This window comes from Nocardioides sp. (assembly GCF_030655615.1).
Classification (GTDB): domain Bacteria; phylum Actinomycetota; class Actinomycetes; order Propionibacteriales; family Nocardioidaceae; genus Nocardioides.
This window is the reverse complement of record NZ_JAURVJ010000015.1, coordinates 1-26,355: the sequence shown is the minus strand read 5'-3', so window position 1 is coordinate 26,355 and position 26,355 is coordinate 1. Positions and strand designations below refer to the sequence as shown.

The following is a 26,355-nucleotide window of genomic DNA, read 5'->3' as shown; positions in this document are numbered from 1 at the left end:
GTAGGGTGCGCTCGTGCTGCTGTCAGACCGCGACATCCTGGCCGAGATCGACGCGGGCCGGGTGGCACTCGACCCGTGGGACCCGGGCATGGTGCAGCCGTCGTCGGTCGACGTGCGCCTCGACCGGTTCTTCCGCGTCTTCGAGAACCACCGCTACCCGCACATCGACCCCGCGGCCGACCAGTCCGACCTGACCCGGGTCGTCGAGCCCGAGGGTGACGAGCCGTTCATCCTGCACCCGGGCGAGTTCGTGCTCGGGTCGACCTACGAGGTCGTCTCGCTGCCCGACGACATCGCCGCCCGGGTCGAGGGCAAGTCGTCGCTCGGCCGGCTCGGCCTGCTCACCCACGCGACGGCCGGCTTCGTCGACCCTGGGTTCTCCGGGCACGTGACGCTCGAGCTGGCCAACGTCGCGACCCTGCCGATCAAGCTCTATCCCGGCATGAAGATCGGGCAGTTCTGCTTCTTCCGGCTCTCCTCGCCGTCGGAGCACCCCTACGGCTCGGCCAAGTACGGCTCGCGCTACCAGGGCCAGCGCGGCCCGACGCCGTCGCGGTCCTTCCAGAACTTCCACCGCACGCCGATCTGATTCGGTCGGTCCGGGTCGGAGGAGATTCACCGCCTACCCGGTGAATCTCCTCCTTCTTGGTCGAAGCATTGTCGGAAAAGGTGGAGATTCACCGCTGAAGCGGAGATTCTCCCCACCGTCCACGTCGGGTAAGGTCAACCTAACTAAGGCAGACCTACCCCAGACGAAGGACGCCCATGTCGACCAGCACCTCGGACCTGCCCCTCCTGCTCGAGGAGGTGGAGTGCGTCAGCGTCGAACGGCTCACCCCCAGCTTCGTGCGGGTGGAGCTCGCCTCGCCGGCGCTGGCCGAGTTCGGCGTCGAGGGCCACCTCTACGACCAGCGGATCAAGCTGCTCTTCCCGGGCGTGCCGGGCGGGCCGCTGCCGTCGTTCGAGGGGGCCGACGAGTCGTGGTGGACGACCTGGATGGAGAAGCCGGCCGAGGAGCGCGGCCACATGCGCACCTACACCGTGCGCGACGTGCGCGGTAGTGGCACCGACACCCGCCTCGTCGTCGACTTCATCGTCCACGAGGGCGACTGCGGTCCCGGCGGCACGTGGGGCGCCAACGCCCAGGTCGGCGACCGGCTGGTCACGATGACGCCGCGGCGCGGCGTCCACTACGGCGGCATCGAGTTCGTCCCCGGCGACGCGACGAACCTGCTCCTCGTGGGCGACGAGACGGCGGTGCCCGCCATCGCCGCGATCCTCGAGCAGCTCGACCCGGGCATGCGCGGCCACGTCTTCCTCGAGGTGCCGTTCGCCGACGACGTGCTCACGCTGGAGCACCCCTCCGACGTCCAGGTGCACTGGCTGCCGCGCGAGGGCGCGGCCCGCGGCGAGGCGCTGCACGCCGCCGTGCTGGAGCACCTCGGCACGACGCCCCACCAGGTGGTGGTCGCCGACGACGAGGTCGACCCCGACCTGTGGGAGACGCCCGGCTACTCGTCCTCGGGCGAGCCGGTCGAGGAGACCGGACGCAGCGTCGGTCACGACTTCGACGGCCTCTACGCGTGGATCGCCGGCGAGTCCAAGGTCGTCACCGGGCTGCGCCGCGCGCTGGTCAAGGACCTCGGCATCGACCGGCACCAGGTGGCCTTCATGGGCTACTGGCGCGTCGGCGTCGCCATGAAGTCCTGACTCAGGCGCTGCGCAGGTCGCGGCGTCGTACGCCGGCCCGTCGCGTCGTGCGCCGCTCGACCGGCGACGTGTCCAGCAGGTGCTCGACCCGGCGCACCAGCTCGAAGGGCACGAAGGGCTTGGTGAGGTAGCCGTCGGCGCCGGCGTCGAGGGCCGTGGTGATCTGGTCGGCCGACGTCAGGCCGGAGACGACGATGACCGGGAGGTCGCGCGTCTCTGAGGTCGCCCGGATGACCTCGGTCGCCTCCCAGCCGTTGAGCCGCGGCATGGACACGTCGAGGACGGCGAGGTCGACGGACCCGACGTGGACGAGGGCGGTGGCGCCGTCGGCGGCGACGACCACGTCGTGGCCGGCCGCGACGAGGGCACGGCGCGCGAGGTGGGCGATGTCGGAGTCGTCGTCGGCGACGAGGATGGTGGGCACGGTGTTCCTTCTGCCGGTGGGGTGGCGCTGTGGGGGGCCACGGGGTGCTGCGAGCCTAGGATCGGCATCTCAAGTTCTCCCTGCGACGAGCGGTCGTTACCGGTGGGTAACGGAGATCACGGTGAGCGCGATGAGTCCGCTCCGCGGTGCTGGTCTGCCCGGCATGACCGAGCTGAGCGTGTTCGCGACCGGGATCCAGATGGGCGAGTCGCCGCGGTGGCACGACGGCCGCTTCTGGATGTGCGACTGGATGGCGGGCGAGGTGCTGGTCTTCGCCGCCGACGGCACGCGCGAGGTGGTGGCCCGCGTCGACGGGCTGCCGTTCTCGATCGACTGGCTGCCCGACGGGCGTCTCGTGCTGTCGACTCCCGACGGCGTCTGCCTCGGCCCGGAGCTGGCGCCGTACGGCCTGGGCGAGCGGGGCTGGAACGAGATCGTGGTCGACCCGGCCGGCCGGGCCTACGTGGACGTACCCGGCTCGATGCCGTGGGAGGAGCCCGTCGCCGGCGTCGCCGGGGTGGTGCTGCCTGACGGGAGCAGCCGGGTCGTCGCGGGCGACCTGTGGTTCCCCAACGGGATGGCCGTGACGCCCGACGGGACGACGCTCGTCGTGGCCGAGTCGCACGCGGACCGGCTGACGGCCTTCACGATCGCCGACGACGGCGACCTCGTGGACCGCCGGGTCTGGGCCGACCTGGGGAAGGGTGCGGCGCCCGACGGGATCTGCCTCGACCGGGAGGGGGCGGTCTGGTTCGCCAGCGTCCCCGGCCGGCACTGCCGCCGCGTGGCCGAGGGCGGCGAGGTCCTCGAGACGGTCGACACCGGCCAGCCGGCGTTCTCCTGCGTGCTGGGCGACGACGACGGGCGCACGCTCTATGTTGTGGCCAACGACTTCGACGGGCACGGAGCCTCCAACGGGCGGGTGCTCACGTCGCGGGTCGCCGTGGCGGGCTGGTGACGGGGTCCGGGGGACAGCTCGCGAGTCAGACGTCGAGGCGGTCGGCGACGGAGCGGACGCGCTCGGCGAGGCGGTGGCGGCGGGTCTGGCGGCGGGTCTGGCGGCGCGTGGTGGCGAGGGTGGCGCGGTTGCGGGCCTCGCGGTCGGCGGCGGGGGCGGTGTGGGTGCGGCGCAGCTCGTAGTCGAGCAGCTCGTTGCTGTTCATGGTCATCTCCTGGGCTGGTGTGTCGGTGAGTGGTCCGGGTGGTGGGCGGGGCGGTCAGAGCTGAGTGAGGACGATGTCGCCGCTGACGGTCTTGGCGCGCAGCTCGACGTGGTCGGCGCCGGGCTCGGGCTGGCCGGCGCCCTCGAGGGTGGAGTGGATGCGGCCGGAGACGGTCGAGACGTCGGTCCAGACGGGGACGCCGGCGGGTACGCCGACCCGTACGTCGCCCGACGCGCCCTTGACCTGCACGCGGCCGGACGAGACGGACTGGATCTCGAGGTCGCCGCTGCCGGTGGTGAGGCCGACGTCGGTGTGGGCCCGGCCGATGAGGAGGTCGCCGGAGCCGGTCTTGACGGCGGTCGGGCCGGCCGCGTCAGTGATCTGCACGTCGCCGGATCCCGTCGAGACCGAGACCTCGGCCGCCGCCGTACCGATGCCGACGTCGCCGGAGCCGCTCTTGATGCGCAGGGCCTGCTCGGCGCGCTCGACGCGGACGTCGCCGGAGCCGGTCTCGATCAGGCACGCGCCGCCGAGGGTCTCGAGGGAGACGTCGCCGGACCCGCTGCGGACCTGTGTGCCGCCCACGGTGCCGGTGGCCCGCAGGTCGGCGCTGCCGAGCTTGGTGACCACGTCGCTGAGGGTCGGGAGGGTGACGACGATGTCGAGCCGGCGGTCGCCGCCGAGGAAGCCGCCGCGGTGCTGGGGGGCGATGACGCTGAGCTGGGTGCCCTCGAGCTCGACGCGGGTCTCCTCGGCGTCGGGGCCGCTCAGCTCGACGCGGGTCTCGGTGGTGTCGGTCGCGTGGACCTCGACGAGGCCCTTGCCGTTCTCGACGTAGAGCTCGATCGGCTCGTGGGTCTCGAAGTGGTGGTCGGTCATGAGGTGTCTCCCGGTGGGTGGTGGAGGGTGTGCTCGTCCGCGGGGCCGGCCTGGTGCCGGTCCCGGGTGGTGCAGGTTCGTCGCTGGGTGGGGGTCAGACCCAGCCGGTCATCCGCCGCTGGCCGCGGCGGCCGCGGGTGTCGGGGAACGGGTTGGCGCCGCCGAAGAACGGCAGGCTCGAGAGGTCGATGTCGACGTTGATGGCGGCCTCGCCGTCGCCGCGGGTCGCCGCCCGGATGACGGTGACCAGCCAGGTGTTGAGGGACTGGCCGGCCGCCGCGGCGGCGTCCTCGGCCCGGCCCTTGACCGACTCGGGCAGCCGCAGGGTGATCCGGGCGGTGGTGCCGTCGTCGGCGTCCTCGGGCGGGGCGGGGGGAACCGGCGGGGCCGGGGGGACGGGCGGTTCGGGCGGCCCGGCGGTGGCCGCGTCGACCACGAAGGCGAGGTCGCGACCGTCGAGGCGTACGTCGACGCCCCCGGCCGGCATCTCGGCGGTGATCTCGGAGCAGGCCTGGCTGATCGCCTCCATCAGAGCGAGCCGGGCGGCCGGGTCGAGCGCGAAGCCGAGGCGCTCGGCGGCGTGGCGCAGCTCGTCGCCGGCACCGTCGGCCGCCGCGAGCAGGTCGCGACGCAGGTGGTCGACGTAGGGGGTGAGGTCCATGTGCACCACCCTGACATCACTGTGATGTCATGTCAAGCGTTGATGACATCAGAAGTGACGCCGGACGATGTCATTGGGCATCGGGTGTGATGTCACTGGGTGCTCGGCCTAGTCCTCAGCACGCCCCGCGCGACTCGACCGCCGGGGTGAAGGCACCGATTGATCACCCGTCCTAGATTCCGAAGGTTGTCGTTCTCTGGGAGGGAACCCCATGTCTGTCCTCGCGCCGCTGGCCAGCGACACGATCATCGACGCCGCGTTCGTCGACTACCTGATCGTCGCGATCTACTTCGGCTTCGTGCTCGGCATCGGGCTGCTGGCCCGCCGCCAGGTGAGCGACTCCGTCGACTTCTTCCTGTCCGGGAGGTCGCTGCCCGCCTGGGTGACCGGGCTGGCGTTCGTCTCGGCCAACCTGGGCGCCGTCGAGATCATGGGCATGTCGGCCAACGGGGCCGAGTTCGGGCTGCCGGCGGTGCACTACTTCTGGATCGGTGCCATCCCGGCGATGCTGTTCCTCGGCGTCGTGATGATGCCGTTCTACTACGGCTCCAAGGTCCGCTCGGTCCCCGAGTTCATGCTGCGCCGCTTCGGCCCGCCGGCCCACCTGGTCAACGCGGTGTCGTTCGCCGTCGCGCAGCTGCTCATCGCGGGGATCAACCTCTACCTGCTCGCCAGCATCATCGAGGCCCTCCTCGGCTGGGAGCTCTGGGTCTCGCTGGTCGTCGCGGCGATCGTCGTCCTCGCCTACATCACCCTCGGCGGCCTCAGCGCGGCGATCTACAACGAGGTGCTGCAGTTCTTCGTCATCGTGGCCGCGCTGCTGCCGCTGACGCTCATCGGACTGCACCAGGTCGGCGGGTGGGGCGGTCTCAAGGAGAAGATCACCGCCGCCGCGCCCGACGCCACCGCTGCCGACCAGCAGCTCAACAGCTGGCCGGGCAGCAACCTGACCGGCTTCGACTCCGACCTGCTCTCGGTCATCGGGATCGTGTTCGGCCTGGGGTTCGTGCTGTCCTTCGGCTACTGGACGACGAACTTCGTCGAGGTGCAGCGCGCGATGGCGTCCGAGTCGATCTCGGCAGCCCGCAAGACCCCGATCATCGGTGCGTTCCCCAAGATCTTCGTCCCCTTCATCACCATCCTGCCCGGCATGATCGCCGCCGTCGCCGTGCTCGAGATCCAGAAGGTCAAGGGCGGTGGCAGCGTCAACGACCCGACCGGTGCCCCCGTCGAGTTCAACGACTCGCTGCTCTACCTGATGCGCGACGTGCTCCCCAACGGCCTGCTCGGCATCGCCATCGCCGGACTGATGGCGGCGTTCATGGCCGGCATGGCCGCCAACATCTCGGCCTTCAACACGGTCTTCAGCTATGACCTCTGGCAGTCGTACGCCGTCAAGGACCGCGAGGACGGCTACTACCTCAAGATCGGCCGGCTGGCGACCGTCGGCGCGACCGTCATCGCGATCTTCACCGCCGGGCTGGCGTCCAACTTCTCCAACATCATGGACTACCTCCAGACCCTGTTCGGCTTCTTCAACGCGCCGCTGTTCGCGACGTTCATCCTCGGCATGTTCTGGAAGCGGATGACTCCGACCGCGGGCTGGGTCGGCCTGGTCTCCGGCACGCTGTCGGCGATCCTGGTGGCCTTCCTCAGCGAGGACGCCTTCGGCTCGGCCAGCCTCGGCGTCATCCCGCTGGAGGGTCAGGGGGCGTCCTTCGTGGCGGCCGGCGCGGCCTTCGTCGTCGACATCGTCCTCAGCGTGGTGATCTCGCTGGGCGGTACGCCGAAGCCCGCCTCGGAGCTCCGGGGGCTCGTCTGGTCCGAGACGCCCAAGGAGGACCTCGTCGACGCCGACGAGGCCGGCTATCCCTGGTACCGCCGCACGCTGCCGCTCGCCGGCATCGCGCTGGCCGCCGTCATCGTCCTCAACATCGTCTTCTGATCGGAAGGGAGCAGACATGGCCGAGTCCAAGAAGCACACCGCTGGCGCGCTCGACATCCGCAACGTGATCGGCGCGCTGCTGCTCGTCTACGGCGTCATCCTGCTGGTCACCCGCTTCGTGGCCGGGGACGAGGGCGGCGCCAACAGCGAGGGCGTCAACGCCAACCTCTGGGCCGGGATAGCCCTGCTCGTCGTGGGCGGGGCGTTCGTCCTCTGGTCGCGCCTGCGCCCGGTCGTGGTGCCGGAGAACGTCGCCTCGCCCGAGGACCTGCCGCCGCCCTCGGAGCGCTGAGCTCGCCCGGCTGGGCCGGGGTGGGACGGGGTGGGGTCGTGTGCCTGAGGTCGGTCCATGGACCGTCCAGGGGCACACGACCCTCGCGCCGCGGGTCAAAGGTCGAACAGCGAGCCTTCGCCGATCTCGACGTCGGTCCGGGGCTGGTGGGCCTCGCCGTTGCTCGCGGCCTGGGGCTTGGCGGGCTCGGGCTCCTCTGCGTCGGGCTCGTCGTTCGCCTCGGCCTCCGGCTCCGGCTCCGGCTCGGCCTCCGGCTCGGGTGCCGCCTCGGCCTCGGGGGCCTCGTCCGACTCCTCGGCCACCGCGTCGGCGCCCTCGGTCTCGTCCGTGTCGGGCTCGGGCGTCGGGTCGTCGGACGCGATGGCCGTGGCCGCCGCGCTGACGGCGGCGCCGCCGGACAGGGTGCCCGGCTTGCCCTCGAGGTCCTCAGATGACGACGGTGCGGGCTCCGGCTCCGGTTCGGTCTTGTCCTCGGGCTCGGGCTCGGGCTCGGGCTCGGGCTCCGGCTCGGGCTCGGTCTTGTCCTCGGGCTCGGGCTCCGCTGCAGGCTCCGGGGTGACGTCGGGCTCGGGCTCGGGCTCCGGAGCAGCCGACTCGGCCGGAGCCGACCGGGTGACCGTCGTGGCCTCCGGGGTCGGGATGTCGAACAGCGAGCCGCCGTCGGGGATCTCCGAGCCCGGGGTCGAGGCTGACGCCGACGAGGTGGCCGGCTCAGGCTTGGGCTCCGGTGTGGGTTCGGTCTTGTCCTCGACCTCGACCTCCGGCTCGACCTCCGGCTCCGGCTCTGGCGTGGACTCGGCCTTGTCCTCAGGCTCGGGCTCGGGCTCCGGCTCCGGCTCCGGCTCCGGCTCGACCTTGTCCTCGAGCTCGGCTGCCTTCGGGGCCGCCGCCGGCTCGGCCGCCTGGATGTCGAAGAGGGACCCGCCCTCGGGGATCTCCGCCGCCGGTGCGGCGGCGGGGGTCGGCTCGGGCTGGGGCTCAGCGGCCTTCGCCTCGGGCTCGGACTCCGGCTCCGGTGCGGTCTCCGCCTCCACCACGGGCTCGGGCTCCGCGGCCTTCGCCTGCGGGGCTGAGGACGGCTCGGGCGCGGCGATGTCGAAGAGCGATCCGCCGGAGCCCAGGTCGGCCACGGGCCCGGCCGGCTCGGCCTCGGCCTCGGCCTTCGGCTCGGGCGCCTTCTCCTCGGTCTTCGCCTCAGCGTCCGGCTCGGAGGTCGGCTCGGCCGGCTTCTCGGCCGGGGCCGCCTTGGCCTCGGGCTCGTCGGCCTCCAGGTCGAACAGGGAGCCACCCGACCCGAGGTCGGCCGCCGGCTTCGACGCGGCCTTGGCCTCGGGCTCCGCCTTCTCCTCGGCCTTCTCCACAGCCTTCGCAGCTGCCTTCGCAGCTGCCTTCGGGGCTGCCTTCGCCTCGGGCTCGTCGTCCCCGCCGAGGTCGAACAGCGACCCGCCCGCCTTCGGCTTCGTCGCGTCCTCGTCCGAGGCGGGCTCGGCCTTCGGCTCCGCCTCGGTCTTGGCCGCCGGAGCAGGCGCGTCGTCCGCGTCGTCGCCACCCAGGTCGAAGAGCGACCCGCCGGAGGACGCCGGCTTGGCGGCCTGGGCCTCCTGGGCGGCGGTCTTGTCGTCGGTGGCGGTCTCGCCCTGCTCGTCCTTGGCGTCGGGCTCGTCGAAGAGCGACGTACCGCCCGAGGCCTTGGCCAGCGGGCCGGCGTCCTCGGTGGCGACGACCGTGTCGTCGGTGATGGTCTCGTCGCCGGCCTCGGGCTCGGCCTTGGTGGCGACGTCGTCCCCGCCCGAGCCCTTGCCCGACTCCTTGCCCGACTCCTTAGCCGCCGCGTCCTTCTTGGCCGGGGCGGCGTCCTCCTTCGGCGCCCCGCCGGGCGCGTACTTGGTGGCCTGCTCGCCCTTGACCGCGGCGAGGAGCATCTGCGCGACGTCGAGGACCTCGACCTCCTCGCGGGCCTCGTCCTTGGACTGCTTCATCGTCAGGCCGTCGGAGAGCATGACGCGGCAGAACGGGCAGCCGACCGCGATCTGGTCGGCCCCGGTCTCGATGGCCTCGGTCGTGCGGTTGATGTTGATCCGCTCGCCGATGTTCTCCTCCATCCACATGCGGGCACCGCCGGCGCCGCAGCAGAAGGACCGCTCGCTGTTGCGCTCCATCTCGACGTACGTCGCCCCGGGGAGGATCTGGAGGAGCTCGCGCGGCGGCGTGTAGACGCCGTTGTGACGACCGATGTAGCACGGGTCGTGGTAGGTGATGGAGCGCTTGTGGGCGCCCGCGCCCTCCTTGACCGGCGTCAGCTTGCCGTCGCGGACCAGCCGGTTGAGCAGCTGGGTGTGGTGGACGACCTCGAGCTCGACGCCGAACTGCTGGTACTCGTTCTTGAGCGTGTTGAAGCAGTGGGCGCAGGTCGAGACGACCTTCTTGGCCTTGGCCTCGGTCAGCACCTCGACGTTCTGCTGGGCCAGGCCCTGGAAGACGAACTCGTTGCCGGCGCGGCGGGCCGGGTCACCGGTGCAGGTCTCGCCGTTGCCGAGGACGCCGAAGGAGATGCCGGCCATGTCGAGCAGCTCGGCGACGGCGCGTGTCGTCTTCTTGGCGCGGTCCTCGTAGGCGCCGGCGCAGCCGACCCAGAACAGCCAGTCGACCTCGTCGAGCGACTCGATGGTGTCGCCGACGACCTTGACCTCGAAGTCGAGGCCCTTGGTCCAGTCGAGGCGGGCCGTGGACGACATGTTCCACGGGTTGCCCTTGTTCTCGAGGCCCTTGAAGAGGCCGTTGAGCTCGGCGGGGAAGTTGGACTCGACGAGCACCTGGTAGCGGCGCATGTCGATGATGTGGTCGACGTGCTCGATGTCGACCGGGCACTGCTGGACGCAGGCGCCGCACGACGTGCAGTTCCACAGCACGTCCTCGTCGATCACGAAGGCCGCACCCTCGGGGTTGTAGAACCAGTCGTCGACCCGGGCGTCGGAGCCGTCGCCGTGGGCCTCGCGGTCGCCGGCGCCGACGAGCGCGCGGCCCTTGGCCGACTCGTCGCCCTCGGCGGTGGCGTAGGCGTGGTCGCGCAGCGCTGTGATGAGGAGCTTCGGAGACAGCGGCTTCTCGGTGTTCCAGGCCGGGCACTGCGACTGGCAGCGACCGCACTCGGTGCAGGTCGTGAAGTCGAGGATGCCCTTCCAGGAGAAGTCGGCGACGCTGCCGACACCGAGAGAGGAGTCCTCGTCGAGCTCCTCGATGTCGTCGAGGTTGACGACCTTGCCGCCGCTGGTCAGCGGCTTGACCGCACCGAGGGCGGTGCGGCCGGAGGCCTCGCGCTTGAACCAGATGTTGGGCCAGGCAGTGAACCGGTGCCAGGCGACGCCCATCACCAGGTTGCGGGAGATGAAGATGAGCCAGACCATCGCCAGCACGATCTTGAACAGGGCGATCGCGACGATGATGTTCTCGAGCGTGCCCTCGTTGCCCTCGACCCCGTCGGGGTAGAGGTTGCCGAAGAACGAGCTGATCGGGAAGTGGAAGGTGTCGAAGTCCTCGGGGTGGTCACTCTCGATCTGACCCAGGTTGTACTCAGCACCACGGATGAAGAGGATCGCCGAACCCTCGAGCAGCGCCATGGCCTCGACGAAGTAGGCGTAGTAGAAGTTCGATCCGAAGAACCGGCTGTCACGACCGAGCCGTCGCGGGTGGTTGAGCTGGCGGTAGACGATCAGGAAGACGATGCCGATCGTGCCGAGCAGGCCGATGCCCTCGCTGAGCCACTCGAAGAGGAAGAAGTGGCCGATGATCGGCAGGGCGAACTCGGGGTCGAACAGCTGGAAGTAGCCGGTGAACACGGCCGAGCTGAGGATGATGAACGCCAGGTAGACGAACCAGTGCATGATGCCGACCCAGTGCCACTGCAGCATCCGGGTGTGGCCGAAGGTCTCGACGAACATGTTGACCGAGCGCTTGAGCGGCAGGTCCCGGCGTCCGAGGACCGGCTGCCCCTGCTTCATCACCCCGACCATGCTGCGCACGGCCATCGTGGTGAGGGTGATGGCCACCGCGCTCAGGGCGAACGCGACGACGATGGCGACGGTCTGGAACATGCGTGGACTCCACTCGATCGGCTGCCCGGAGATCGAGGCCACGGGCCTCCCGAGCCTATTGGTCGGTCAGGGGTCCGTCAGCGCATCTCCGGGGTGAGACAAATCCTACCGAGAGGTAACTTCGCGTCCTCCACCCCGGTGGGCCGGACCGTCCGCCGACCCGTCGCACCGGTGCGACGGGTCGGCGTGCCGGGTCAGGCGACGCGGGTGACCCGACCCTTGCCGGAGAAGGTGATCGTGACCATGACCTTGGGCTTGCCGGGAGCCTTGGCGCAGATGCCGTAGGTGTTGCCGAGCCGGCGGAAGGGCTGGCCGACCTTGGTCATCACCTGGGTGGTCGTCAGGCCGCGACGGAGCAGCCGCTTGACCTGGGCGACCGGCTTGCGGAGGCCCGGGTTGCGGCAGGAGTCGGGCTCGATGCCGGTCGCGCGCTCCCACATCTGCAGGTAGGCCTCGGGACCGCGGGTCATGTCGTCGAGGATGGCGGCCCCGTCGGCCTTGCGGGTGGCGCCGGCGACCTTGGTGAGGTCCTGGATCCAGTCGGGGTAGAGGCCGTACTGGGCCACGCCGTCACGGTTGATGTCGTAGACGCGCTTGCCGGCGTGCTGCTTGCCGACCACGACGCCGTTGATGCCGCGGAACGGGTAGGTCACCTTGTTGCGCACGCCGGCCCCGCGCGGGTCGCCCTGCGCGCCGAGGCCGTTGATGTCGGCGCCGAACCCCATGCCGAAGTAGTAGCGCGGGTCGGCCCAGCCGACGTGGCGGCGCCACTTGTCGACGAAGCCGGTCGAGTCGCCGGCGTAGGGGGTCACGAACCCGCCCGCCTTGTAGATGCGGGTGTAGGCGTCGGGCGTCGACCAGGAGTGGCTGGACAGCACGCCGGGGTAGCGCAGGCGCTCGATCTCGTCCATCGCGGCACTGCGGGCCTTGACGCTGAGGTGGTCGGGGTCGAAGAGCATGTCGCGCTTCACGAGCTCGCGGATGGTGTGCGCGCCGAGCGAGGTCAGCCCGCGGGTGTTGCAGTGGTTGGGCGGCGGGTAGAGCGGCACGGCCGGCAGGACGCCGCCGAACAGCGTGCCGATGGCGCCGAAGATGGCGTCCTGGGCCGGCTCGACGGGCGTGCCGCCGGGCAGGGCGTACTGCGTGTGGTCGGAGTCCTCGGTGGTGGACGGCGTGCAGGTCTTCATGTCCCAGAAGGTGCCGGTCTCGAGGAAGTTGGCGGCGTTGACGATGACCCCGGTGGTGCCGTTGTCGCCGGCGATGCCGCCGAGGGCGTTGTCGAACTTGTTGACCAGCTCCATCTGGCGCACCCCGAGCCGGTGCATCTCGCCGATCTGACGGGTGATGTCGGCGGCGGTGCAGGCCGGGACGTCGGTGCCGGCGACGGCCTTGAAGGTGCAGCCGAAGGGCACGCTGGTCTCGATGCCCATGACGACCGCGAGCTTGCCCTGGTTGATGACCCGACGGGCCTCGAACGGCGTCTTGACGATCCGGTAGAACCCCTTGCCGGGGCCGCCGAACTGGGCGTCGATGTAGTTCTGGAAGGCGTACATGTCGCGGGCCTGGAGCCGGATCGAGTCCATGTCGTCGCAGCTGTTCTTCTTGAGCGGGTAGATCTCGCAGAGCTTGTTGTTCTCGACGAGGAGGTTGACGAACAGCCGCTCGCCACCGCGCCAGGCGCGCTCCATCCACCGGTAGTAGGTGCCCTCGTGGGTCAGCGAGTCGGGCGCCGGCCAGTCCTTGAAGGTGGGCCAGCCGACGGGGTCGTGGCTGGGCTTGCCGGACAGGAAGGTCTCGAGCAGCGCGCCGTTGCCGCCGGTGACGGCGTGGTCGGGGCAGTCGACGAGCGCGTAGGCGACGCCGTACTTGTGCCAAGGGCGGCCGCAGTGGGCCCGGCCGCCGAGGAACTCGAAGGCCATGCCGTGGGTGTGGGCGTCGACGTAGCCGCGGACCTCCTGGAAGGGGGTGACGCCGGCGTGGGGGTCGCCGGTGATGTCGACCTGCGACTCGGGGTAGGCCAGGCAGGGACCGACGCGACGCAGCGAGAACGGCGTCGGGCGTGAGCCCAGCGACATGGAGGTGCCGCTGACCTGGAGCGAGCGACCGTCGGGGAGGCGGAAGGTGAACCTGCGGCCGGCGCCCTTGCCGGTCTGCTGGACGGTCCACTCGGAGGCCGTGCTCGGGGTGCGGTCGACCGCGAGCCCGTTGCTGCCGGCCAGGAAGACCTTGCCCCGGGAGAAGAGGAGGTAGGTGCCGAGGCGGGTGGCCTGGAAGCGGAAGCGGGTGCCGACGAAGGGGCGGCCCGTGGCGACCTTGACGGTGTCGCCGGTGCGCCGGACGAAGCGCCCGGCGGCGGGACTGAGGGTGTAGCAGCCGCCGGCCATGGCGTAACGGTCCTGCGGGACGAGGGTGCGCGTCTGCATCGCCGGGACGGTCGTCAGCCGGGGGTCGGGGAGCTTGCGCTCGGAGGCGACGTAGGCCGCCGACGTGCGCGCCTGGACGGCGGTCGTGGGGTCGCGGGTCTCCTCGCCGGTCTCGCCGCTGCGGGCCAGCTTGTTCTTGAACCGCGGGTCGTGGGTGTGGAACGGCGTGCCGGGCGGGTCGACGTGGGGCACGCCGGCCGCGGCCTTGAGCTGCTCGTTGACCTCGCGCAGCGAGGCGGTCTCGGTGCCGGCCGACGACGGCAGCACCAGGGCGGTCACGAGCACGGCCAGCGCCGCGGTGAACGCGACGGCCACGCGACGGGTGTGGGACTCGGGCTTCATGCAGGTCCACCTCGGGAGCACAGGGTGTGACAGGACTGACTGCGGGGGGCCGGCTCATCGTAGGGGCGGGCACAGACGTTGGGGAGGGCAACGACGAACCGCCCGCCCTCCGGGTGGAGGGCGGGCGGTCCGGGTGTCGGTGCGGTGGTGCGCGGGAGGGCTACTGCCCGGCGGGGACGCCGGGTCGGATGCCGAGCTCGGCGACGCCGAGGTCGAGCACCGCGCCGGTGCCGTCGAGCAGGGTGATCCGGAGCCCGATGACCTTCAGGCCGAACGCGGTGCGGACCTCGATCTTGTCCTGGAGCTTGACCAGGCCGGGGATCTCGATCTTGGCGAGCGCGGCGAGCGAGTACTTCTTGCCGTCGATGATGATCTCCAGGACCGTGCTGCCCTTGCTGTTGCGGGTCAGCACGCCACGCTGGCGCTTGACGTTGGCGACCCCGAGGACGCCGTTGACCTGGATGCGGCCGCCGAGGAGCGAGACCTGGGCGACGCGGCCGGCCACGGTGCCGGTGGCGACGCGGGGCTGGTTGGTGGTCTTGACGCCGGAGGCGACGCCGCGCAGGTTGCCGAGGTCGCCGAGGTCGACGCCGGTGATGTCCTTGCCGACGTCCTTGCCCTGGGTGCCGCGGCACGGGACGACGCTGAGCGGCGTACGGCCGACCTTGAGGTTGTCGGCGAGCCCACGGGCCTCGATGCCGGCGGAGTAGCCCTTGAAGATGCCCTGGCGGATGCCGCCCTGGATCGCGGCGTTGGTCTGGGCGACGCGGACGCGGGTGCCGAGCGGGATCACCTTGACGTCGAGGACGTTGGCGCTGATCCGGGCGTAGTCGCGGGTGACCTTCTTGTTGGTCTTGCCGAGGGAGATCGACGCGAGGCCCGGGACGGTGAGGGTGCGGCCGGGGGCCGGGATGGCCAGGGTCTGGGCCGGGACCCCGGTCAGCTTGAGGACGATCCGGGCGACCTCGTTGTCGACGGTGGTGCCGTAGCGGCCGTTCTTGTTGAAGGCGGTGCTCGTCGAGGAGATGCCGCGGACCTCGAGGCTGCCGAGGGGGCTGCTGGCGATGACGAGGCGTGCGATGGAGTGCTGGGAGACGACCGAGACGGTGCTGCCCCTCTTCTCCGTGTAGACCCGGGAGGTCACGCCCTCCACCTTGCCGAGGCCGGGGATCACGAGGTCGGCCTCGTAGTTGCGGCGGTTGTCACCGGCGATGTTGGTGCAGCCGATCCGCTGGAAGGCGGTGTCACGGGAGTTGGCCGGCAGCGAGCCGCCCTCGACCCGGCTGCCGTAGGCAGAGCCGGAGAAGGCGTACTTGGTGCGGATCTTGGGGGTGGCGGCGGCCTTGACGGAGGCGGACGAGACACCGCCTGGGGGCACGAGGGCGGTAGACGCCGGAAGCTGGCTGAGGCACAAAGCGGCAGCAGCGACCGCGACGGGGAGTACGCGACGCATGGGGTTGCTCCTTGATGGAGGGAACGCCCGCCCGGGGGGTGGCGAACGATGAAGCACTGGGTGCCCATGTACCCGAGTGACACGGAGCGTATGTGGTGGTCTAGTCGTGCCGACCGTGCTCCGACCCGTGGCGAGAGCCCGCGTGGAACCACGGGGAGGGAGCGTCCGCGAGCGTACGCCGGGCCTGCCGGGGCCGCGCGGCTTTACCTGGCGATGGGACGGCCCCTGTCCGGGGGCGTGCTGGCCCCGCGCTCCGCCAGGGCGTTGGATGGGGGGATGCCACCCCCTACGACCGTCCTCGTCGGCACCGGCCCGGTCTCGCCCGACGAGGTCGTCGCGGTCGCGCGCCACGGCGCCCGCGTCGCGATCGCACCCGACGCCCGCGACGCGATCGCCCGGGCCCGGACCGTGGTGGAGGCGCTCGCCGCCGGGCCGACCCCGAACTACGGCGTCTCGACGGGCTTCGGCGCGCTGGCGACCCGGCACATCGCGCCGGAGCTGCGGGCGACCCTGCAGCGCTCGCTGGTCCGCTCGCACGCCGCCGGGTCGGGACCCGAGGTCGAGCGGGAGGTCGTCCGCGGCCTGATGCTGCTGCGCCTGTCGACCCTGGCGACCGGGCGCACCGGCGTACGCCCGGAGACCGCGCAGCTGCTCGCCGACCTGCTGTCGCACGGCATCACCCCGGTCGTCCACGAGTACGGCTCGCTGGGCTGCTCCGGCGACCTCGCGCCCCTCGCGCACTGCGCGCTCGCCCTGATCGGTGAGGGGCCCGTCCACGACGCGAGCGGCCGCCTCGTCGACGCGGGCACCGCCCTTGCCGAGGCCGGGCTGACCCCGGTCGAGCTCGGCGCCAAGGAGGGCCTCGCGCTCATCAACGGCACCGACGGCATGCTCGGCATGCTGGTGCTGGCCATCCACGACCTGCGACGGCTGCTGCGCACCGCCGACGTCGCGGCGGCCATGTCCGTCGAGGGGCTCCTCGGCACCGACCGCGTCTTCGCCGCCGAGCTCCAGGCGCTGCGGCCCCACCCGGGCCAGGCCGCGTCCGCCGCCAACCTCGTGCGGGTTCTGGCCGGCTCGGGCGTCGTCGCCTCGCACCGCGGTCCCGACTGCAACCGCGTGCAGGACGCCTACTCCCTGCGCTGCGCGCCCCAGGTCAACGGCGCCGCCCGCGACACCGTCGAGCACGCCGCCGTCGTGGCCGGCCGCGAGCTCGCATCGGCCGTGGACAACCCCGTCGTCCTCGACGACCGGGTCGAGAGCAACGGCAACTTCCACGGGGCGCCGGTGGGCTACGTCCTCGACTTCCTCGCGATCGTCGCGGCCGACGTCGCCTCGATGAGCGAGCGGCGCACCGACCGGTTCCTCGACAAGGCTCGCAACCACGGGTTGCCGCCGTTCCTCGCGCACGACCCGGGGGTCGACAGCGGCCTGATGATCGCGCAGTACACCCAGGCCGCGATCGTCTCCGAGCTCAAGCGCCTCGCGGCGCCGGCGTCGGTCGACTCGATCCCCTCCAGCGCGATGCAGGAGGACCACGTGTCGATGGGCTGGTCGGCCGCGCGCAAGCTGCGCCGGGCCGTCGACGGGCTCAACCGGGTGGTCGCCGTCGAGGTGCTCACCGCCGCCCGCGGCCTCGAGCTGAGAGCACCGCTCTCGCCGTCGCCGGCGACCGCGGCGGTCATCGCGCTGCTGCACGGCGCCGGCGTCGTCGGCCCCGGGCCCGACCGGCACCTCGCCCCCGAGATCGAGACCGTCGTCCAGCTCGTCGCCGACGGTGCCGTCGTCGACGCCGTCGAAGCAGTGATCGGAGACCTCCAGTGACCCAGCCAGGCAACGGGCCCGTCAACAGCCGACTCCCCATCCGGGCCGCGCGCGGCACCGACCTGACCGCGCGGTCGTGGCAGACCGAGGCGCCGTTGCGGATGCTGATGAACAACCTCGACCCCGACAACGCCGAGCGGCCCGAGGACCTCGTGGTCTATGGCGGCACCGGCAAGGCGGCGCGCGACTGGCCGTCGTACGACGCCCTGGTGCGCACGCTCACCACCCTCGCCGACGACGAGACGATGCTGGTGCAGTCGGGCCGTCCCGTCGGCGTCATGCGCACCCACGCCTGGGCGCCGCGGGTGCTCATCGCCAACTCCAACCTGGTGGGCGACTGGGCCAACTGGGAGGAGTTCCGCCGGCTGGAGGACCTCGGCCTCACGATGTACGGGCAGATGACCGCCGGCTCCTGGATCTACATCGGCACCCAGGGCATCCTCCAGGGCACGTTCGAGACGTTCGCCGCCGTCGCCGACAAGCGCTTCGGGGGCACGCTCGCCGGGACCATCACGCTCACGGCGGGCCTCGGTGGCATGGGTGGCGCGCAGCCGCTGGCCGTCACGATGAACGACGGGGTCTGCATCTGCGTCGACGTCGACCAGGCGCGGATCACCCGGCGCATCGACCACCGCTACCTCGACGAGCAGGCCGACTCCGTCGACGACGCCGTACGCCGCGCGGTCGCCGCGCGCGACGAGCGGCGGCCGCTGTCGATCGGCCTGCTGGGCAACGCCGCCGAGGTGTTCCCGCTGCTGCTCGAGATGGACGCCCCGATCGACGTCGTCACCGACCAGACCTCGGCGCACGACCCGCTGAGCTATCTCCCGATCGGCGTCTCGGTCGCCGACTGGCCCGACGCGGCGAGCCGCGACCCCGACGGCTTCACCAAGGACGCGCAGGCGTCGATGGCTGCGCACGTCCGGGCGATGGTGGAGTTCCAGGACCGCGGCGCCGAGGTCTTCGACTACGGCAACTCGATCCGCGACGAGGCGCGCAAGGGCGGCTACGACCGGGCCTTCGCGTTCCCGGGCTTCGTGCCGGCCTACATCCGGCCCCTCTTCTGCGAGGGCCGCGGCCCGTTCCGCTGGGCGGCGCTCAGCGGCGACCCGGCCGACATCGCCGCCACCGACCGGGCGATCCTCGAGCTCTTCCCCCGAGAGGACTCGCCGCAGAACGAGCGGCTGCACAGGTGGATCACCATGGCCGGCGAGCGGGTGGCCTTCCAGGGCCTGCCGGCGCGGATCTGCTGGCTGGGCTACGGCGAGCGGCACCTGGCCGGGCTGAGGTTCAACGAGATGGTCGCGTCGGGGGAGCTCAAGGCACCGGTCGTGATCGGCCGCGACCACCTCGACTGCGGCTCGGTCGCCTCGCCCTACCGCGAGACCGAGGCGATGCTCGACGGCTCCGACGCGATCGCCGACTGGGCCGTGCTCAACGCGCTGGTCAACACCGCCTCGGGCGCGACCTGGGTCTCGTTCCACCACGGCGGCGGCGTCGGCATCGGCCGCTCGCTGCACGCCGGCCAGGTCTGCGTCGCCGACGGCACCGCGTTGGCCGCCGAGAAGCTCGAGCGGGTGCTGACCAACGACCCGGGCATGGGCGTGATCCGCCACGTCGACGCGGGCTATGAACGGGCCGCCGAGGTGGCCTCGGAGCGTGCCGTCCGGGTGCCTATGCGCGAGTAGGCCACCCGCCGCACCAGCACCTCGAACGGCCCGCGCCGCCCGGCCCGCGCCATCCGGTCGGCGAGCACGACGGTCGCGAGCCAGGCCGCCGTCGCGAGCACGGCCGTCGAGGTGACGGTGAGCGTGCCGGACAGGTCGAGCAGGAACGGGGTGAAGGCCACGGCCCAGACCACCGACTGGCCGAGGTAGCAGGTCATCGAGCGCTGTCCGGTCGCCGCGAGGGCCTGCGCCCACCGGGGCCGACGGTCGCCCAGGCGCAGGGCCACGAGCCCGACCAGGGCGGCGTACCCGAAGCCGCCGAGGACCCCGGTCGCGTCGTGCAGCGGTCCGACCAGCTCGAGCACGTCGTCGCCCGGTACGCCGGCCCACCCGGCGAGCACCACCGCGATCGGCTGGGCGCCGGCGACGGCCGCCGCGATCCCGACGACCGCGGTCACGACGAGCAGCCGTCGGTGCTCCGCCGGCTCCTGCAGCACCCGCCGTCGGCCGGCCCAGAGCCCGACGAGGAACGGGCAGGCGAACCCGACCGGGCCCAGCAGGGCGACGTAGCCCGAGACGACCGGCCGCTCGGTCAGCACGGCGAGGAGGTCGGGCGGCAGCATCGAGGCGTCCGGCCCGAGCTCGCTGACCGTGTAGGAGTCGAGACCCGGGAGGCTCAGCATCGCGAAGAACAGCGCGGCGACCACCAGGAGCCAGCGGTCGTGCCAGCGCACCGTCCACGCCCCGACCAGCAGCAGCACGCCGTAGGCGGTGAGGATGTCGCCGGGGAAGAGCAGCACCGCGTGCAGGAACCCGACCGCGACCAGCACCAGCGACCGCCGCCAGAGCAGGCGTCGGGTGCCGCGCGGCCCGAGCTGCGGACCCCAGCGCGCCACGACCTGGGCGACGCCGTAGCCGAAGAGCAGCCCGAACATCGGGAACGCGCGCCCGTCGACGAACGTCGTCACCGCCCACACGACCGCCGCGTCGACCGGACCGACGTCGCGCGGGTAGCCGCCGAGGACGCCGGCGGTGTCGCCACGCAGGAAGTAGTGGCTGTTGGCCAGGGCGATGAAGAGCAGCATCGCGCCGCGCGCCAGGTCGGGGGCGAGCGAGCGCTGCTCGGGTGGGGTCGGAGCGACGGTCACCCGGCCAGCCAACGCGACGGCGTACGAACAGCACATCGGTCGCAGGTCGCCGCCGGCGCGACCTTGGTCTCGTGTGGCACCGGCCGCACGATCCGGACGAGCCCTAGGGTGGCCCCATGCCCGAGTACCTGCGGATCGGCGAGGTCGCCACGGCGCTCGGCGTCAGTGTCGACACCCTGCGCAGGTGGGAGGCCGACGGGCGGGTCGAGTTCGAGCGCCAGCGCAACCAGCGGGTGCTGCGGTCCGACAAGCTGCCCGACCTGCTCCACCTCCACTCCGGCGGGCCGCGCACCAGCAGCGCGCGCAACCGGATGGCCGGCATCGTGGTGTCGGTCAAGAAGGACTCGGTGATGGCGCAGGTCGAGCTGGTCTGCGGTGACTTCCGGATCGTCTCGCTGATGAGCCGTGAGGCGGCCGACGACCTCGGACTCGAGCCGGGCTCGCCGGCGACCGCGGTCGTCAAGGCGACGACGGTGATCGTGGAGGCGTAGGTCGGGCTGTACCCAGGAACTACCTAGGTGGCATGCTCGGGCGCATGACGCGTCGCCTGCTCCCGTACCTCGCCCTGCTGCTCCTCGCCCCCGCGCTCGTCGCGTGCGGTGGTGACGACGACGACACCACGGTCACCGTCTATGCGGCGGCCTCGCTGAAGAAGACCTTCGAGCAGCTCGCGTCCGACTTCGAGGCCGACCACGACGGGGTCACCGTCGAGCTCGTCTTCGGCGGCTCGTCCGACCTGGTCAGCCAGATCCAGAACGGCGCCGAGGCCGACGTCTTCGCGTCCGCCGACACCGCCAACATGGACAAGCTCACGGCCGACGACCTCCAGGGCCAGGACCCGCAGGACTTCGCGACCAACACGCTGCAGATCGCGGTCCCGCCCGACAACCCGGCCGACGTGTCGTCGCTGCAGGACCTCGCCGACCCCGCGCTCGACCTCGTGCTCTGTGCACCCGACGTACCGTGCGGCGCGGCCGCTCAGGGGGTCGCGGAGGCGGCCGGGCTGACCCTCGACCCCGACAGCGAGGAGCAGTCGGTGACCGACGTGCTCGGCAAGATCACGTCGGGCCAGGGCGACGCCGGGCTCGTCTACGTCACCGACGTGCTGGCCGCCGGCGACGACGTCATGGGCGTCGAGTTCCCCGAGTCCGCCGACGTCGTCAACACCTACCCGATCACCACGGTCGAGGACAGCGACGAGTCCGACCTCGCCCAGGAGTTCGTCGAGCTGGTGCTGAGCGACTCCGGGCAGAAGGTCCTGACCGACGCGGGGTTCGGCGCCCCGTAGGTTGCGGACCGTGGGACAGACACGCGCGGTCGGGCTGCCGCGCTGGGTCGTCGTGCCGGCGGCGCTCGGCGCGCTGTTCGTCCTGCTGCCGCTGGTCGCGATCGTCGCGCAGGTCGACTGGTCCAACTTCTGGGGCCTGATCACCTCGGAGTCGTCGCGGACGGCGCTGTGGCTCAGCCTGCGCACGTCGACCGCGAGCACCGTCGTCTGCGTGCTGATCGGCGTGCCGATGGCCCTCGTGCTGGCCCGGACGAGCTTTCCCGGCCAGGGCGTCGTCCGGTCGGTGGTGCTGCTGCCGCTGGTGCTGCCGCCGGTGGTCGGGGGCCTGGCGCTGCTCTACACGTTCGGCAAGCGGGGCCTGATCGGCCAGTCGATCGAGGTGGTCGGCACGACGGTCGCGTTCTCGACGATCGCGGTGGTGATGGCGCAGGTGTTCGTGGCGCTGCCGTTCCTCGTCGTCAGCCTCGAGGGGGCACTGCGGACCGGCGGCGAGCGCTACGAGGTCGTCGCGGCCTCGCTCGGCGCCGGCCCGACGACGGTCTTCCTGCGGGTCACCCTGCCGCTGGCGATGCCCGGGCTCGTGTCCGGAGCGGTGCTCGCGTTCGCGCGGTCGCTCGGCGAGTTCGGCGCGACGGTGACGTTCGCCGGCAGCAAGGAGGGCGTGACGCGCACGCTGCCGCTCGAGATCTACCTGCAGCGCGAGACCGACCCCGACGCGGCGATCGCGCTGGCGCTGGTGCTCGTCGTGGTGGCGGTGCTGGTCATCGGCCTGGCGCGGCAGGGGCGGTCGGCCCTGTGAGGATCGAGCCGTGACCCTGTCGTTCACCGCCACGGTCACGGACCGCGACGTCGAGGTGTCCTTCGATGTCGCCGACGGCGAGACGGTCGCGCTGCTGGGGCCCAACGGCGCCGGCAAGTCGACGGTCCTCTCGGTCGTCGCCGGGCTGCTGCGACCCGACGCCGGCCGGGTCGAGCTGGCCGGCCGGACCCTCCTGTCCACCGGTGGGTACGCCGACCAGGCGCGGGTCGACGTCGCCCCGCACCGCCGGCGCGTGGCCCTGCTGGCCCAGGAGCCGCTGCTCTTCCCGCACCTGACGGTGCTCGACAACGTGGCCTTCGGGCCGCGCAGCGCGGGGGTCGCCCGCGCCGAGGCGCGCAGCCGGGCGCAGGAGTGGCTGGACGAGGTCGGCATCGGCGAGCTGGCCGACCGCAGGCCGGGGCAGCTGTCGGGTGGGCAGGCGCAGCGCGCGGCCGTCGCACGGGCGCTGGCCGCCGAGCCCGACCTGCTGCTGCTCGACGAGCCGATGGCCGCGCTCGACGTGGCGGTGACGCCGGCCCTGCGGCAGACGCTGCGCCGGGTGCTCGCGGAGCGGACCTGCGTCGTGGTGACCCACGACGTGCTCGACGCTCTGCTGCTGGCCGACCGGGTGCTGGTGCTCGAGGGCGGCCGCGTCGTCGAGGCCGGCCCGACCCGTGAGGTCCTCACCCGTCCCCGCAGTGCCTTCGCCGCACGGCTGGCCGGCCTCAACCTGGTCGTCGGCGCCTGGCACGACGGCGCCCTCGTCCTCGACGACGGCACGACCCTGGCCGGGCTCGTCGCCGGGGAGTCACCGGTCGACGGGGAGCCGGTCGTCGCGGTCTTCCGCCCGACCGCGGTGGCGGTCTATCGCAGCGCCCCGCACGGCAGCCCACGCAACGTCGTGCCCGCCACGGTGACGCAGGTCGAGCCCCTCGGCGACCTGGTGCGCGTCCGCGCGGGCGACCTCAACGCCGACGTCACGGCCCCCGCCGCCGCCGAGCTCGAGCTCGTCCCCGGCGTCGAGGTGTTCTTCAGCGTCAAGGCCACCGAGGTCGACGTCTACCCGGCATGAGAGCCCCGGACGACGGTGAGTCGGCGCACATGTGCGCCGACTCACCGTCGGGGGGTGGGGGTCAGCGGCGGGGGACCGTGACCCGCCAGGTGCGCGCGGACGCCTTGACCGTGGGGGAGCCCAGGTAGCGCACGGTGATCGTGTGCCGGCCCGGCTTGGCGCTGCGCAGGGTGAAGGCGACCTTGCCGCGTGCGGCGGCGGTCAGGGTGACGGTCCGGACGACGCGCCTGCCGTCGAGCACCTGGACCCGGCCGGTGACCGGCTTGCTGCTCGCGACGGTGAGCGTGCCGCTGACGGTGCGGCCGCGGCGGGTGACGAAGCCGGCGACCCGGGACGCGACGGGCGCAGCCGGCGCGGTCACGGTCACCGCGGTCTCCTGCGAGGTGGACGCGGTGTGCGTCGGGCTGCCGTCGTACGACGCCGTGAAGGTGTGCCGGCCGGTGGTCAGGCCGGACGGCAGCCGGACGGCGGCGAGCCCGTGGGTGACGGTGCCGGTGGCGACCACCGTCGTGCCCTCGCGGAGGGTGACGGTGCCGGAGCCGCGGGCCTCGGAGTCGGTCGAGCCGACCTGGACCGCGACGGTCCCGCCGCGTGGCACGGTGGTCGAGGTGATCGACGTGGCCGTGTGGGCCTTGCCGACGACGAGGGTGCCGGTCGCGGACTCGTCGGCGGCGTAGTGGGTGCCGCCGCTGTAGGCGATCTTGACCGAGTAGCTGCCCGGCGCCAGGGTCGGCAGCACGATCGACACCGGGTCGGTCGAGCGGACGGCGACCACCGGACCGGTGCGCCTGCCGTCGACCACCGCCTGCAGCGTGCCGTCCACGGGGCCCTCGGTCACCCGCGGTGAGAGGGTGCCGACGACCCGGGCCGAGCCGGAGCCGTAGGCCGCCTCACCGGCCGGGGTCTGCAGGCCGACGGTCGTCGGGATCGGGGCCGGGTCGACCACGATGGTGCCGAGCAGGGTGTCCTTGGCCGTGAACCAGGCGGACTCCGAGGTCTGCAGGAACACCCGGTAGGTGCCGGGCTCCGCCGTGATGGCGGTGGTGTCGAACGCGAGCTGGCCCGTCCCGTCGAAGTCGCCCTCGGCCAGCGACACACGCTCGTCGTGCTCGTCGAACGCGAGCAGGACGTAGTGGCCGAACGGCGTCAGGTGGGCCGCGCTGCTGACCGGGGTCACGCCCACGGCGGACTTGGCGAAGCGGTCGAGGTGCTGGCCGGCCGGGATGTCGCTGACGTGGGTCATCGTCGCCCTCGCGACGGAGACCGGGACGGCTGCGTTGGAGGGGGAGTAGACGTTGCCGTCGACGCCGCCGCTGTAGTCGATGCTGAGGTCGGGGTAGCTGCCGGGCGGCACGTGGAACGCGGCGTCGCGGCCCTCGACCGGCAGGGCCTGGTCGAGGCGGCCGTCGGGGGTGCTGATCCGGATCGTGCCCGGGATCGTGTCGCGGCTGCCGCCCCTGACGTGGACGGTGAGGACGTCCTCGGCGGCGAGCGTCGTCGGACCGGTCTCGACCTGGGTGAGGACGAGGGCGCGGGTGGAGCCCGAGCTGTCCGAGCTGCCCGTGGGAGTCGCGGGGTCGGCGTACGCCGCCGGCGCGGACGCGCCCAGGGCGAGCGAGCCGACCAGGACCGGCAGTGCGGCCAGCGCGGCCACCGCCAGACGGGTGCGGTGGAGCGGTGACCCGTCGCGTTGGTGCGACGGGTCGGCGAACGGGTGGGTGCTCATCGGTGAGCCTCCTCTGGGTCGTGGATGTCGTGTCGGGGACGACCCTCGACGGGGGTGCTGGGGCCGCGCTGGGGTGCGGCTGGGGCGGGCCGACCGAGCGCTCCCAGTGGTCCCCCAGTGGGCGGGGCGAGGGTGCGCGGCATGGGCACCTACGTCATCACCTCCCTCGTCACCGTCGACCGACCCGCCGACGAGGTCGCGGCCTACCTGCTCGACTGGACCCACGACGTCGAGTGGCGTGCGGCGGTCACCCGCTTCACCGTCGAGCCGACCGGTCGCGCCGTCCGGGGCCAGCGCCTCGTCGAGGAGCTCCGCTACGCCGGGCTCACCTTCCGTACCCCCACGACGGTCGCAGAGGTCTCGCCGCTCACCGCGCGCTACACGGGCGGCGGCCGCTCGATGCGCGTGGCCGGCGTCCGCTCGGTGGTCGCGCTCGGACCCGACCGCTGCGAGGTCCGGACCCGCACCGAGCTGGGCCCGCGCGGCGCGATGCGCCTGCTGGCGCCGCTGCTGGTCGGGTCCTACCGACGCGCGGACGCGGCCGACCTGCGCACCCTGGCCGCCCGATTCGCCGGTGCGACCAGCGCCCGGACTTCCTAGGATCGACTCGTGCAGCTCGACGTCCTGGGTCCGGTCCGGGTGTGCCGGGACGGCCGTGAGGTCGACCTCGGGACGCCGCGGCAGCGGGCGATCGTGGCCGCGCTGGCGCTCTCCGAGGGGCGCGTGCTCGCCGTCGACGCGCTCGTCGGCCGGGTGTGGGGCGACCGTGCGCCGGCCACGGTGCTGGGCACCCTGCAGAGCTATGTCGGCCACCTGCGCCGCGCCCTCGAGCCCGACCGTGCGCCGCGCGAGGCGGCGACGGTGCTCGTCACCGAGCACGACGGCTACGCCCTGCGGATCCCACGTGCCGGCCGCGACGACGCCCGGCTGGCCGACGCGACCGGCCGGGCCCGCGACCTGCTCCGCGCCGTGCCCGACCAGCTCCGCCCCCGGGCCACGGCCGACGTCGTGCCGCTCTGTCACGAGGCGCTCGGCCTGCTCGACGGAGCGCTCGAAAGCTGGCGCGGGACGCCCTACGCCGACCTCGCCGACGACCCCGGCGCCGTCGCCGAGCGCACCCGGCTCGGCGACCTGCGCACCGCGGCGCTCGAGCTGAGCGTCGTCGCGCGCCTCGCGATCGGTCGGCACGACGAGGTCGTGCCCGAGCTCGAGGCGATGACGCGGACGCACCCCCTGCACGAGCGCTGGTGGACCCTGTACGCCGTCGCGCTGTCCCGCACCGGGCGCCAGGCTGACGCGCTCGCCGCGCTGCAGCGGCTGCGGTCGGTGCTCGACGACGAGCTCGGCGTCGAGCCGAGCCTGCCGGTGCGTGAGCTGCAGACCGCGATCCTGCGCCAGGACGCCTCGGTGTCGTGGAGCGCGGAGGCCGAGGCGTCGCTGCCGACCGT

22 protein-coding genes are annotated in these 26,355 nt (G+C 72.4%); 13 read left to right on the top strand and 9 right to left on the bottom strand.

Going from position 1 to position 26,355, the window contains the following annotated elements:
- Window positions 1-13: 13 nt before the first annotated feature.
- Together dcd and Q7T52_RS01205 are read left to right on the top strand one after the other, a co-directional pair.
- Window positions 14-589 carry a dCTP deaminase gene (dcd, locus tag Q7T52_RS01210; protein ID WP_304798824.1) on the top strand — a complete coding sequence of 192 codons (576 nt, stop codon included), beginning with the start codon at window positions 14-16 and terminating at the stop codon, window positions 587-589.
- Between the two features lie 176 nt (window positions 590-765).
- On the top strand, window positions 766-1,710 hold the full coding sequence (locus Q7T52_RS01205; protein WP_304798823.1) for a siderophore-interacting protein: 945 nt from the start codon (window positions 766-768) through the stop codon (window positions 1,708-1,710).
- 1 nt (window position 1,711) lies between these two features.
- Here the strand turns inward: Q7T52_RS01205 and Q7T52_RS01200 are convergent, their stop codons facing one another.
- Window positions 1,712-2,134 (bottom strand): PleD family two-component system response regulator, encoded by a 423-nt coding sequence (locus Q7T52_RS01200; RefSeq protein ID WP_304798822.1) that lies wholly within the window; start codon window positions 2,132-2,134, stop codon window positions 1,712-1,714.
- 130 nt (window positions 2,135-2,264) lie between these two features.
- Between Q7T52_RS01200 and Q7T52_RS01195 the strand changes: the two genes are divergently transcribed.
- Complete coding sequence (locus tag Q7T52_RS01195; RefSeq protein WP_304798821.1) at window positions 2,265-3,092, top strand: SMP-30/gluconolactonase/LRE family protein; 828 nt, start codon at window positions 2,265-2,267, stop codon at window positions 3,090-3,092.
- A 25-nt stretch (window positions 3,093-3,117) separates the two neighbouring features.
- Here Q7T52_RS01195 and Q7T52_RS01190 read toward each other — a convergent pair whose 3' ends face one another.
- The 3 genes from Q7T52_RS01190 to Q7T52_RS01180 form a co-directional block, all read right to left on the bottom strand.
- Window positions 3,118-3,297, bottom strand: coding sequence for a hypothetical protein (locus Q7T52_RS01190; protein WP_304798820.1), 180 nt, complete (start codon window positions 3,295-3,297; stop codon window positions 3,118-3,120).
- Between the two features lie 54 nt (window positions 3,298-3,351).
- Window positions 3,352-4,176, bottom strand: a complete 825-nt coding sequence (locus Q7T52_RS01185; RefSeq protein WP_304798817.1) for a DUF4097 family beta strand repeat-containing protein — start codon at window positions 4,174-4,176, stop codon at window positions 3,352-3,354.
- Window positions 4,177-4,270: 94 nt separating this feature from the next.
- Entirely contained in the window at window positions 4,271-4,837 is a 567-nt protein-coding gene (locus Q7T52_RS01180) for a pilus assembly protein HicB (protein WP_304798816.1), read from the bottom strand.
- A gap of 229 nt (window positions 4,838-5,066) precedes the next feature.
- On the opposite strand from Q7T52_RS01180, the gene Q7T52_RS01175 reads away from it, so the two are divergent.
- Together Q7T52_RS01175 and Q7T52_RS01170 are read left to right on the top strand one after the other, a co-directional pair.
- Window positions 5,067-6,782: a sodium:solute symporter family protein gene (locus Q7T52_RS01175; protein ID WP_304798847.1), complete on the top strand. Its 1,716-nt coding sequence runs from the start codon at window positions 5,067-5,069 to the stop codon at window positions 6,780-6,782.
- A 16-nt stretch (window positions 6,783-6,798) separates the two neighbouring features.
- Window positions 6,799-7,074, top strand: coding sequence for a hypothetical protein (locus Q7T52_RS01170; RefSeq protein ID WP_304798814.1), 276 nt, complete (start codon window positions 6,799-6,801; stop codon window positions 7,072-7,074).
- A 95-nt stretch (window positions 7,075-7,169) separates the two neighbouring features.
- On the opposite strand, the gene Q7T52_RS01165 is transcribed toward Q7T52_RS01170, so the two are convergent.
- The 3 genes from Q7T52_RS01165 to Q7T52_RS01155 form a co-directional block, all read right to left on the bottom strand.
- A complete protein-coding gene (locus tag Q7T52_RS01165; RefSeq protein ID WP_304798813.1) occupies window positions 7,170-11,165 on the bottom strand; it encodes a heterodisulfide reductase-related iron-sulfur binding cluster in 3,996 nt (1,331 codons plus the stop codon).
- A gap of 194 nt (window positions 11,166-11,359) precedes the next feature.
- Window positions 11,360-13,930 (bottom strand): hypothetical protein, encoded by a 2,571-nt coding sequence (locus Q7T52_RS01160; RefSeq protein WP_304798812.1) that lies wholly within the window; start codon window positions 13,928-13,930, stop codon window positions 11,360-11,362.
- 160 nt (window positions 13,931-14,090) lie between these two features.
- The gene (locus tag Q7T52_RS01155; RefSeq protein WP_304798811.1) at window positions 14,091-15,383 is read right to left on the bottom strand and encodes a choice-of-anchor P family protein; all 1,293 of its coding nucleotides are present in this window, start codon (window positions 15,381-15,383) and stop codon (window positions 14,091-14,093) included.
- A 276-nt stretch (window positions 15,384-15,659) separates the two neighbouring features.
- Between Q7T52_RS01155 and hutH the strand changes: the two genes are divergently transcribed.
- Window positions 15,660-17,207, top strand: a complete 1,548-nt coding sequence (hutH, locus tag Q7T52_RS01150; protein WP_304798807.1) for a histidine ammonia-lyase — start codon at window positions 15,660-15,662, stop codon at window positions 17,205-17,207.
- The gene (gene hutU / locus Q7T52_RS01145; RefSeq protein ID WP_304798806.1) at window positions 17,204-18,895 is read left to right on the top strand and encodes a urocanate hydratase; all 1,692 of its coding nucleotides are present in this window, start codon (window positions 17,204-17,206) and stop codon (window positions 18,893-18,895) included. The genes hutH and hutU overlap by 4 nt, the downstream gene beginning before the upstream one ends.
- Here the strand turns inward: hutU and Q7T52_RS01140 are convergent.
- The gene (locus tag Q7T52_RS01140) at window positions 18,835-20,022 is read right to left on the bottom strand and encodes a DUF418 domain-containing protein (protein WP_304798795.1); all 1,188 of its coding nucleotides are present in this window, start codon (window positions 20,020-20,022) and stop codon (window positions 18,835-18,837) included. The two genes, hutU and Q7T52_RS01140, sit on opposite strands and share 61 nt — an antisense overlap.
- 116 nt (window positions 20,023-20,138) lie before the next feature.
- Here Q7T52_RS01140 and Q7T52_RS01135 point away from each other — a divergent pair, with 116 nt between their 5' ends.
- From Q7T52_RS01135 to Q7T52_RS01120, 4 genes are read left to right on the top strand one after another with little or no spacing between them, the layout of a single operon-like run.
- The gene (locus tag Q7T52_RS01135) at window positions 20,139-20,513 is read left to right on the top strand and encodes a molybdopterin-binding protein (RefSeq protein WP_304798792.1); all 375 of its coding nucleotides are present in this window, start codon (window positions 20,139-20,141) and stop codon (window positions 20,511-20,513) included.
- Between the two features lie 44 nt (window positions 20,514-20,557).
- Window positions 20,558-21,310 (top strand): molybdate ABC transporter substrate-binding protein, encoded by a 753-nt coding sequence (modA, locus tag Q7T52_RS01130; RefSeq protein WP_304798789.1) that lies wholly within the window; start codon window positions 20,558-20,560, stop codon window positions 21,308-21,310.
- A 10-nt stretch (window positions 21,311-21,320) separates the two neighbouring features.
- The gene (locus tag Q7T52_RS01125) at window positions 21,321-22,109 is read left to right on the top strand and encodes an ABC transporter permease (RefSeq protein ID WP_304798786.1); all 789 of its coding nucleotides are present in this window, start codon (window positions 21,321-21,323) and stop codon (window positions 22,107-22,109) included.
- 10 nt (window positions 22,110-22,119) lie between these two features.
- Entirely contained in the window at window positions 22,120-23,181 is a 1,062-nt protein-coding gene (locus Q7T52_RS01120; protein WP_304798783.1) for a sulfate/molybdate ABC transporter ATP-binding protein, read from the top strand.
- A 61-nt stretch (window positions 23,182-23,242) separates the two neighbouring features.
- Here Q7T52_RS01120 and Q7T52_RS01115 read toward each other — a convergent pair whose 3' ends face one another.
- Window positions 23,243-24,907: an Ig-like domain repeat protein gene (locus Q7T52_RS01115; protein ID WP_304798780.1), complete on the bottom strand. Its 1,665-nt coding sequence runs from the start codon at window positions 24,905-24,907 to the stop codon at window positions 23,243-23,245.
- 141 nt (window positions 24,908-25,048) lie between these two features.
- Here Q7T52_RS01115 and Q7T52_RS01110 point away from each other — a divergent pair, with 141 nt between their 5' ends.
- Window positions 25,049-25,507: an SRPBCC family protein gene (locus Q7T52_RS01110; protein ID WP_304798777.1), complete on the top strand. Its 459-nt coding sequence runs from the start codon at window positions 25,049-25,051 to the stop codon at window positions 25,505-25,507.
- A 9-nt stretch (window positions 25,508-25,516) separates the two neighbouring features.
- Window positions 25,517-26,355 (top strand): BTAD domain-containing putative transcriptional regulator (locus Q7T52_RS01105; protein ID WP_304798774.1); only part of this gene is annotated, 839 nt, incomplete at its 3' end.

Bases quoted from the DNA above. Each gene is read 5' to 3' on its own strand.
- Q7T52_RS01170 (WP_304798814.1), top strand. From the start codon at position 6,799: ATGGCCGAGTCCAAGAAGCACACCGCTGGCGCGCTCGACATCCGCAAC.
- Q7T52_RS01160 (WP_304798812.1), bottom strand. From the start codon at position 13,930: ATGAAGCCCGAGTCCCACACCCGTCGCGTGGCCGTCGCGTTCACCGCG.
- Q7T52_RS01205 (WP_304798823.1), top strand. From the start codon at position 766: ATGTCGACCAGCACCTCGGACCTGCCCCTCCTGCTCGAGGAGGTGGAG.
- Q7T52_RS01115 (WP_304798780.1), bottom strand. From the start codon at position 24,907: ATGAGCACCCACCCGTTCGCCGACCCGTCGCACCAACGCGACGGGTCA.
- Q7T52_RS01185 (WP_304798817.1), bottom strand. From the start codon at position 4,176: ATGACCGACCACCACTTCGAGACCCACGAGCCGATCGAGCTCTACGTC.
- Q7T52_RS01110 (WP_304798777.1), top strand. From the start codon at position 25,049: ATGGGCACCTACGTCATCACCTCCCTCGTCACCGTCGACCGACCCGCC.
- Q7T52_RS01195 (WP_304798821.1), top strand. From the start codon at position 2,265: ATGAGTCCGCTCCGCGGTGCTGGTCTGCCCGGCATGACCGAGCTGAGC.
- hutH (WP_304798807.1), top strand. From the start codon at position 15,660: ATGCCACCCCCTACGACCGTCCTCGTCGGCACCGGCCCGGTCTCGCCC.
- Q7T52_RS01190 (WP_304798820.1), bottom strand. From the start codon at position 3,297: ATGAACAGCAACGAGCTGCTCGACTACGAGCTGCGCCGCACCCACACC.
- Q7T52_RS01155 (WP_304798811.1), bottom strand. From the start codon at position 15,383: ATGCGTCGCGTACTCCCCGTCGCGGTCGCTGCTGCCGCTTTGTGCCTC.
- Q7T52_RS01135 (WP_304798792.1), top strand. From the start codon at position 20,139: ATGCCCGAGTACCTGCGGATCGGCGAGGTCGCCACGGCGCTCGGCGTC.
- modA (WP_304798789.1), top strand. From the start codon at position 20,558: ATGACGCGTCGCCTGCTCCCGTACCTCGCCCTGCTGCTCCTCGCCCCC.
- Q7T52_RS01165 (WP_304798813.1), bottom strand. From the start codon at position 11,165: ATGTTCCAGACCGTCGCCATCGTCGTCGCGTTCGCCCTGAGCGCGGTG.
- Q7T52_RS01180 (WP_304798816.1), bottom strand. From the start codon at position 4,837: ATGGACCTCACCCCCTACGTCGACCACCTGCGTCGCGACCTGCTCGCG.